Source organism: Candidatus Pelagibacter sp., from assembly GCF_052049835.1.
In the GTDB taxonomy this organism is placed as follows: Bacteria; Pseudomonadota; Alphaproteobacteria; order Pelagibacterales; family Pelagibacteraceae; genus Pelagibacter.
The window spans coordinates 1-6,712 of record NZ_JBNGZF010000011.1; the positions used below are offsets into that span (position 1 = coordinate 1).

Genomic DNA, 6,712 nt, shown 5'->3' on the forward strand with positions numbered 1-6,712 from the left:
AAATATTACTTAAATATTAAAACAATTTGTAAAATTTGAATGCTTAACAATAAATCAATATTAATAACTGGTGGCACAGGATCATTTGGAAAATCTTTTATAAAAATAATTATAAATAAATTCAAAAAAATAAATAAATTAATAATATTTAGTAGAGATGAACTGAAACAATACGAAATGGAAGAGCTTTATCCAAAAAGTAAATATCCATTTATGAGGTTTTTTCTTGGTGATGTAAGAGATCAAGAAAGACTAATGTCTGCTGTTGAAGGAGTTGACTATTTAATTCATGCAGCGGCACTTAAACAGGTGCCTGCTGCAGAATATAATCCATTTGAGTTTGTTAAAACAAATGTAATTGGAGCTCAAAATATAGTTCAAGCTTGTCTCAAAAGTAATGTGAAAAAAGTAATTTCTCTATCAACTGATAAGGCTGTATCTCCTGTTAATTTATATGGTGCCACAAAACTTTGCTCAGATAAAATATTTTTATCTGCAAATAACTTTAAGGGTAAAAAAAAAATCACCTTTAGTGTAGTTAGATATGGAAATGTTGCTGGCAGCAGAGGATCGGTTATGCCATACTTAGTAAATTCTAAGAAAAATAATAAAATAGTTAATTTAACTGATAAAAAAATGACAAGATTTAACATTTCACTAGAAGATGGTGTTGAAATGGTTTTATGGAGTTTAAAAAATACTGTTGGTGGGGAAATAGTTATACCAAAAATTCCATCATACAGGATAATGGATTTATTAAAAGCTACAGGTAATGAAAAAAATTATAAAATTGTAGGTATAAGATTAGGAGAGAAAATTAATGAAGAATTATTAGGTACCGCAGATGCAATTAATACAATTGATATTGGAAAATATTATATAACTCTGCCTACAATAAAAGATAAGAAAATTCTTGGTTATTATAATAAATTTAATTATAAAAAACTTAAATCTGATTTTTCTTATAATTCTGGAAATAACAAAAAATTTTTATCAGTTAGTGAATTAAAAAAAATAATATCTAATTTATAAATAAATTTTTTTTAATCTGATCGCAAGTGTCTTTAAAAGTACAATCTATACTTGCATCTACTTTTTCGTTTTTTTACTTAAATCATAAATTTGTTTTGCAAGATTTGATATTTTTTTATCATGACTATTTATGTGATAAAGAATTCTTGATGTCTTTTTATGATCTAGCATAAGAGACAGTCTGACTAAATCCATCCAATTTTTGTTATTTTTGGCTCTGATTTTTTCTATTTTATTTATAATTTCTATTGATTGTTTTAATTGCTTATTCATTTTTTTCTTAAAAATAATATTATTTTATTTTATCACAAAAATTTAATTTGTCTTTACTATACTAAAATATGATTTGATAAATTTTTTTTAAAGCGTACATCGTATTTGTTATTTTTAAGAGATATACTTTTGACTGATGTTTTATAGAACATTTTTTTGTGCTTTTTACATAAATTAATTAACTTTTTTCTTGAAATAAAGATATCTTGATTCTTTAATATTTTTTTGAGCAGTGAGTATTGATCCAATGTATCAATAGACAAATTTAATAAACTCTGTTTTTTAATAAATTTTTTGAAATTTATTTCTAATATTTTAAAAATGCTCCTTTTAAAAAAATAAGTCATATATTCAGACGATTTAGTATCTAATGCTAAATTGTTTGCTTTTTTAAGAGCATTATAAGAAATAATTTCTGAGCGTGTTCCAACTGGTAAATCATTTGTATAAGTATAATCAAACTTTCCAATTGAATGATTTTTTGCTAAGATTTTTATAGCTGATAAATCAGTAAAAGGATTATCACCAGTTATTCTAACAAAATGATCAAAATATTTTTTTTTCCTTAAAGTAATTATTCTTTTAAAAATATCTTTATCATCTCCTCTATGAAAATTAACTTTATAAATATCACAAATATTTTTCAAATAATTGTCTTTTTCTTTATTTGATGTACAAATGTATATTTGCTTTTTTGGAAAGTGTCTGATTAATCTTTTGATCAAAATTTCTATTAAAGAAAATTTATTAATATTTAATTTTGCTTTCTGAGGAAGTCTTTTTGATTTAAGTCTTACTAAAATAATTAAAATTATATTCTTTCTAATAAAAAAATTTTTTTTCAATAATTTGTCCTTTTTTTACATTATTTTTTAATTTTTTTTTGTAATACATATTTATTTGATTTTCAGAAATTCCTTTTTGTCCAGTTCTTAAAAAAATAACATCTTTTTTTGATAAAATATGCCCTTTATTTAATTTATATAAAAAAACACCATTTCTAGTCATTATTTTTGAATATTTTTTTTCATTATATGAAATAGTTTTTTTATTTTTTATTCTTCTAATAAAAAAATTTTTAAGATCATTTAACTCTAAAACATCTAAAGAAGATACTTTGTCGACATATTCTTTATTTTTATCTAGTATTACATGTTTTTCAATGAATTGTGCGCCATTATCTATAGCCTGTTTTATTATTGATATATTTTTAAAGATGTTATTTCTACTTGTATGATCTGCATAACATACTTTCATATGATTTTTTTTAATTTGTTTAATAAAATCTAGTCTTAAATTTTTATAATCAGTAGGAAATGATTGAAAACCATAAGTAAAAATTATTTTATTTGATTTATTAAATTTTTTATATATTTCCCTTACTTTGGATATGTTGTAACCGGATACAGAAATAAAAACTCTATTAAAATTTTCTAGAGCAGTTTTAATTAATCTTATATTTTCATTATCAGATGCAGATATTTTAATACTAACTTTGTTTTTAAATTTTTTACAAAATTCTAAACTTTCATAGTCAAATGGTTCTAAGATAACTTTCTTTTTTTTAAGAACTTTTTTTATAATTTTTTCATACTCTAAATTAGAAATAGAGATTTTTTTTAAGATATTGTAAAATTTATATGTTGGATGTGCTAATTTTTTTAAATTAAAAATTTGGAACTTAATAGTATCTAAATTAGATAACATTAATTTTTCAACTAATTTTTTTAATATTTTTAGAGACCCGTTGTGAGAACTTGCTATTTCAGCAATAAATTCTACATGCTTTAAATTTTTTCCCATGAATACGTGTCTTTAAAAGAACAGTTTTTACAAACAGCTACATCATCAATTTCATCTTCAAAATGTTTTTTTCTAACTGAATTAAGCTCTTCACCTTTCCATATTTCTTCCAATTTTGAAATTTTTTTTATAGGTGTATTGTATTTTTTTGGTTTTTTTGCTGCTTTCAACAAACTAAAACCTTTATCGTTATTGTTTATTTTTCTCTCTAAATCATTAATTACTTCATCTGTATTAAATGCCTTTTTATTTATATATCCAATTGAATGTTGAGCACCCCAATCGTGACAACACATACCCACTGTTCCATCGTAAGTTATCATTAATCTTTGAAATAATTGTTCACAAGCTTTTCTCTTTTTCGAAATAAAAATTTCACCCTCTAAATTTACAACATATGGAGTATTCATAGGCAAATTATTTTCTCTTAAATAGTCTTCCAATTCTTTTTTTTTTGAAAAACTTAAGTCTTCTAGATTTCCTCCTCGTTCGTTATACTGAGTAACTGTCACATCATCAACTATATCTTTAAAAAGTTTGTAAAAATTATCAACTTCATTACGAGTATCTTGAGTCATTATCATTTGAATCTTTGTTATTGGAAATTTTGAATTTAATTCAGTTTTAATTTTATGAAATAATTTTATATTTTCATAAACTTTTTCAAATGTATTATTTTTAAATCTTCCTGGTCTCATTTTTTCATATGTATGTTTTGTTCCTCCATCAAAAGAATATATTATTTGATCTAAACCAGACGCTATGAGCGCTTCAGATTTTTTTCGTGTTAGTGTGGTAGCATTTGTATTAATTGATACGTCAATGATTGATTTATTTTTTGCATAACTAATAAAATCGCAAAGTTTAGGATGGAGAAGAGGTTCTCCTCGCCAATTAAGTTTTATAGACGGAACTCCCATTTCTGATATTTCATTAATAATTTTATAAAAAACTTTTTCATCCATTATCTTGTCTGGTGTAATAATATATTCTCTAAAACAATGGGGGCAGCCTAAGTCACAAATAGAAGCAACTTCAATATCAACACACAATGGATTTGAAAAATAAATATTTTTATTAAACTGTTCATAACCATTTGAATAAAACATTTTTGGTTGATCAGACCAATTTTTTCTATAGTTTCTATATTTTTTTCTAAATCTCTCTAAGATCACTTGATCATCATCATTTTGTGAATTCTTATCTAAAAAATCTGTATACGCTTTATTTAAATGCATATTCTTTAAAAAATATTCATCTTTATTAAAAAAATAATTTTTTTTTGAATTTAATTTTGAAGATCCTGTTAGAATTTCTTGTTTTTTACTTTTAATGTCTGTTAATGCTTCATTCATAAGGCTATATATCATATATATATAAAATATTATAAAGTACATATATTAAAACTATGAAAAAAATCTTAATTACAGGTGGATGTGGTTTTATAGGTTCTAATCTTGCAGAATATTTTCTCAAAAAACGTTACAAAGTTATTGTTTTAGACAAATATAATTTCGAAAATAGCTGGGGTTGGTTAGATAAAAAAAAACATAAAAATTTAGAAATCAAACTAGGTGATATTCGTGATTATGATTTTGTAAATAAATGTACACTTGGTGTAAACTCGGTAATTCATTTAGCGGCCTTAATTGGAATCCCTTTCTCTTATGTATCTCCATTAGCGTATATTCAAACAAATATAATTGGAACGTATAACATTCTAGAAAGTTGTAATGTAAATAAAATTAAAAATTTAATAGTGACATCAACAAGTGAAGTTTATGGATCATCAAAATATGAACCAATGGATGAAAAGCATCCTACTTTTTCTCAATCACCATACGCGGCGACTAAAAAAAGTGCAGATGAATTAGCTTTAAGTTTTTTTAATTCATATGATTTACCGGTTAAAATAATACGCCCATTTAATACTTATGGACCAAGGCAGTCACCAAGAGCAATAATACCAAATATAGCTTATCAACTATTAAATAAAAAAATTAAAAAAGTAAAAATAGGAAATTTATCTCCAAAAAGAGACTATACCTATGTTGGAGATTTGTGTGAAGCGTTTTACAAGATACATAATTCAAAAAAATTTGGAGAAATATTTAATACAGGAACTAATGAAAATATTACAATATTGGAGCTATACAATAAAATCGCAAAATTATTAAAAATTAAAAAACCTCTTAATGTTCAAAGAGAGAGAAAAAGAAAAAAGAAAAGTGAGGTAAATTCACTTAAATGTGATAATAAAAAAATATATCTTCATCTTAAATGGAAGCCTAAAACAAAATTCAATACTGGATTAAAAAAAACAATAAAATGGATAAAAAATAATCAATCAATATATAAAGACATATATAATATTTAATTGAGAAAAAAAATTTCTATAACTGGCGCTAGTGGATTTATTGGGACTTCCATACTAAAAAAATTAAGAGAGAAAAATTATGAAGTAGAAATACTAAAGACAAAAAGAATTAAAAATAAAAATTTTGGAAAAAATTCTTCACATCTCATTCATTTAGGTTTTGATACAAGAAGAGATAAATGTAATAAAAATCTTCAATTAAATATTTTAAAAAAAATAATTGAAAATTCAAAAAAATACGACTTTAAAATCATTTTTTTTAGCACAACTTGCGGTGGTCCTAGTAATAAACGTAAACTTTACACATTTAACAAGTATCAAATTGCAAAATACTATTGCGAAAAAGAATTAATGAAAAATAAAACATCAAAAATTGAGTTTGTAATTTTTAGACTATTTAATCTTTATGGACCAAATAAAAAAAAAAATCTAATTACAGATATACAAAAAAAAATAATTAATTCTAAGAATTCTAAAATAAAAATAATTCATCCAAAAACTACTAGAGACTTTATATTTATTGATGATTTAATGGATTTGATTTTTAGATGTATTAAACAAAAAAAATTAAATAATGAAATCTATGAAGTAGGCTATGGAAAAGCGATCACTTTGGCTAAATTGTACACAAGAATAGGATTTTTCCTAAAAAATTCTTCTAAGTTTGTTTTTGATACACCATATTATGATAAAATTGCTTCATCAAAAGCATTGATAAGAAAGACAAAGAAAATTTTTAATTGGAAACCTAAATATAGTTTAGATAAAGGCTTAAATAGAATATTGGCAAAATGAGGAAAAAAATCTTAATCCTTTATGAAAAATCCAAAAAAATTGGAACAGGTCATTATTATAGGAGTTTAAGATTACATCAGTTATTAAAAAATAATTATCATACCAAAATAAAACAATTTAATAATAAAATAAATCTTGAAAATCTAATAAGAAAATTCGATTTATCTATTTTAGATTTAAAAAAATATTCAAAATTGCCAAGAAACTTGAAAATAATTACTTTTGAAGACATTTATAAAATTAATAAACATGTTTTATCTATTAATCCTTTAGATCTTAATTTAAATAACTGTGGACCAGAATATTTCTTATTTCCAAAAAATATAGATAAAATTAAATTTAACTTTAATAAAAAAAAGAAGATTAATATTCTTTTTGTGCAAGGGGGTGCTGATAGTAACAATCAATTAAATAAACTCACAAATTATATTT

8 protein-coding genes are annotated in these 6,712 nt (G+C 22.9%); 4 read left to right on the forward strand and 4 right to left on the reverse strand.

The features are described from left to right. The first annotated feature begins 39 nt into the window (after positions 1-39). Positions 40-1,032, forward strand: a complete 993-nt coding sequence (gene pseB, locus ACTT9R_RS05355) for a UDP-N-acetylglucosamine 4,6-dehydratase (inverting) (protein WP_440926984.1) — start codon at positions 40-42, stop codon at positions 1,030-1,032. Between the two features lie 57 nt (positions 1,033-1,089). On the opposite strand, the gene ACTT9R_RS05360 is transcribed toward pseB, so the two are convergent. From ACTT9R_RS05360 to ACTT9R_RS05375, 4 genes are read right to left on the reverse strand one after another with little or no spacing between them, the layout of a single operon-like run. Next, positions 1,090-1,305, reverse strand: coding sequence for a hypothetical protein (locus ACTT9R_RS05360; RefSeq protein ID WP_440926985.1), 216 nt, complete (start codon positions 1,303-1,305; stop codon positions 1,090-1,092). 56 nt (positions 1,306-1,361) lie between these two features. After that, positions 1,362-2,150, reverse strand: coding sequence for a cytidylyltransferase domain-containing protein (locus tag ACTT9R_RS05365; protein ID WP_440926986.1), 789 nt, complete (start codon positions 2,148-2,150; stop codon positions 1,362-1,364). Further along, complete coding sequence (locus ACTT9R_RS05370) at positions 2,128-3,108, reverse strand: N-acetylneuraminate synthase family protein (protein WP_440926987.1); 981 nt, start codon at positions 3,106-3,108, stop codon at positions 2,128-2,130. The genes ACTT9R_RS05365 and ACTT9R_RS05370 overlap by 23 nt, the downstream gene beginning before the upstream one ends. Next, positions 3,093-4,463: a radical SAM/SPASM domain-containing protein gene (locus ACTT9R_RS05375; protein ID WP_440926988.1), complete on the reverse strand. Its 1,371-nt coding sequence runs from the start codon at positions 4,461-4,463 to the stop codon at positions 3,093-3,095. Before ACTT9R_RS05375 ends, ACTT9R_RS05370 begins: the two co-directional genes overlap by 16 nt. Before the next feature lie 53 nt (positions 4,464-4,516). On the opposite strand from ACTT9R_RS05375, the gene ACTT9R_RS05380 reads away from it, so the two are divergent. The 3 genes from ACTT9R_RS05380 to ACTT9R_RS05390 form a co-directional block, all read left to right on the forward strand. Continuing rightward, entirely contained in the window at positions 4,517-5,485 is a 969-nt protein-coding gene (locus ACTT9R_RS05380) for a GDP-mannose 4,6-dehydratase (RefSeq protein ID WP_440926989.1), read from the forward strand. Next, positions 5,486-6,280 carry an NAD-dependent epimerase/dehydratase family protein gene (locus ACTT9R_RS05385; RefSeq protein WP_440926990.1) on the forward strand — a complete coding sequence of 265 codons (795 nt, stop codon included), beginning with the start codon at positions 5,486-5,488 and terminating at the stop codon, positions 6,278-6,280. Then, the coding region (locus tag ACTT9R_RS05390) for a hypothetical protein (protein WP_440926991.1) at positions 6,277-6,712 on the forward strand (436 nt) is incomplete at its 3' end. The genes ACTT9R_RS05385 and ACTT9R_RS05390, both read left to right, overlap by 4 nt.

Bases quoted from the DNA above. Each gene is read 5' to 3' on its own strand.
- ACTT9R_RS05380 (WP_440926989.1), top strand. From the start codon at position 4,517: ATGAAAAAAATCTTAATTACAGGTGGATGTGGTTTTATAGGTTCTAAT.
- pseB (WP_440926984.1), top strand. From the start codon at position 40: ATGCTTAACAATAAATCAATATTAATAACTGGTGGCACAGGATCATTT.
- ACTT9R_RS05370 (WP_440926987.1), bottom strand. From the start codon at position 3,108: ATGGGAAAAAATTTAAAGCATGTAGAATTTATTGCTGAAATAGCAAGT.
- ACTT9R_RS05360 (WP_440926985.1), bottom strand. From the start codon at position 1,305: ATGAATAAGCAATTAAAACAATCAATAGAAATTATAAATAAAATAGAA.
- ACTT9R_RS05375 (WP_440926988.1), bottom strand. From the start codon at position 4,463: ATGAATGAAGCATTAACAGACATTAAAAGTAAAAAACAAGAAATTCTA.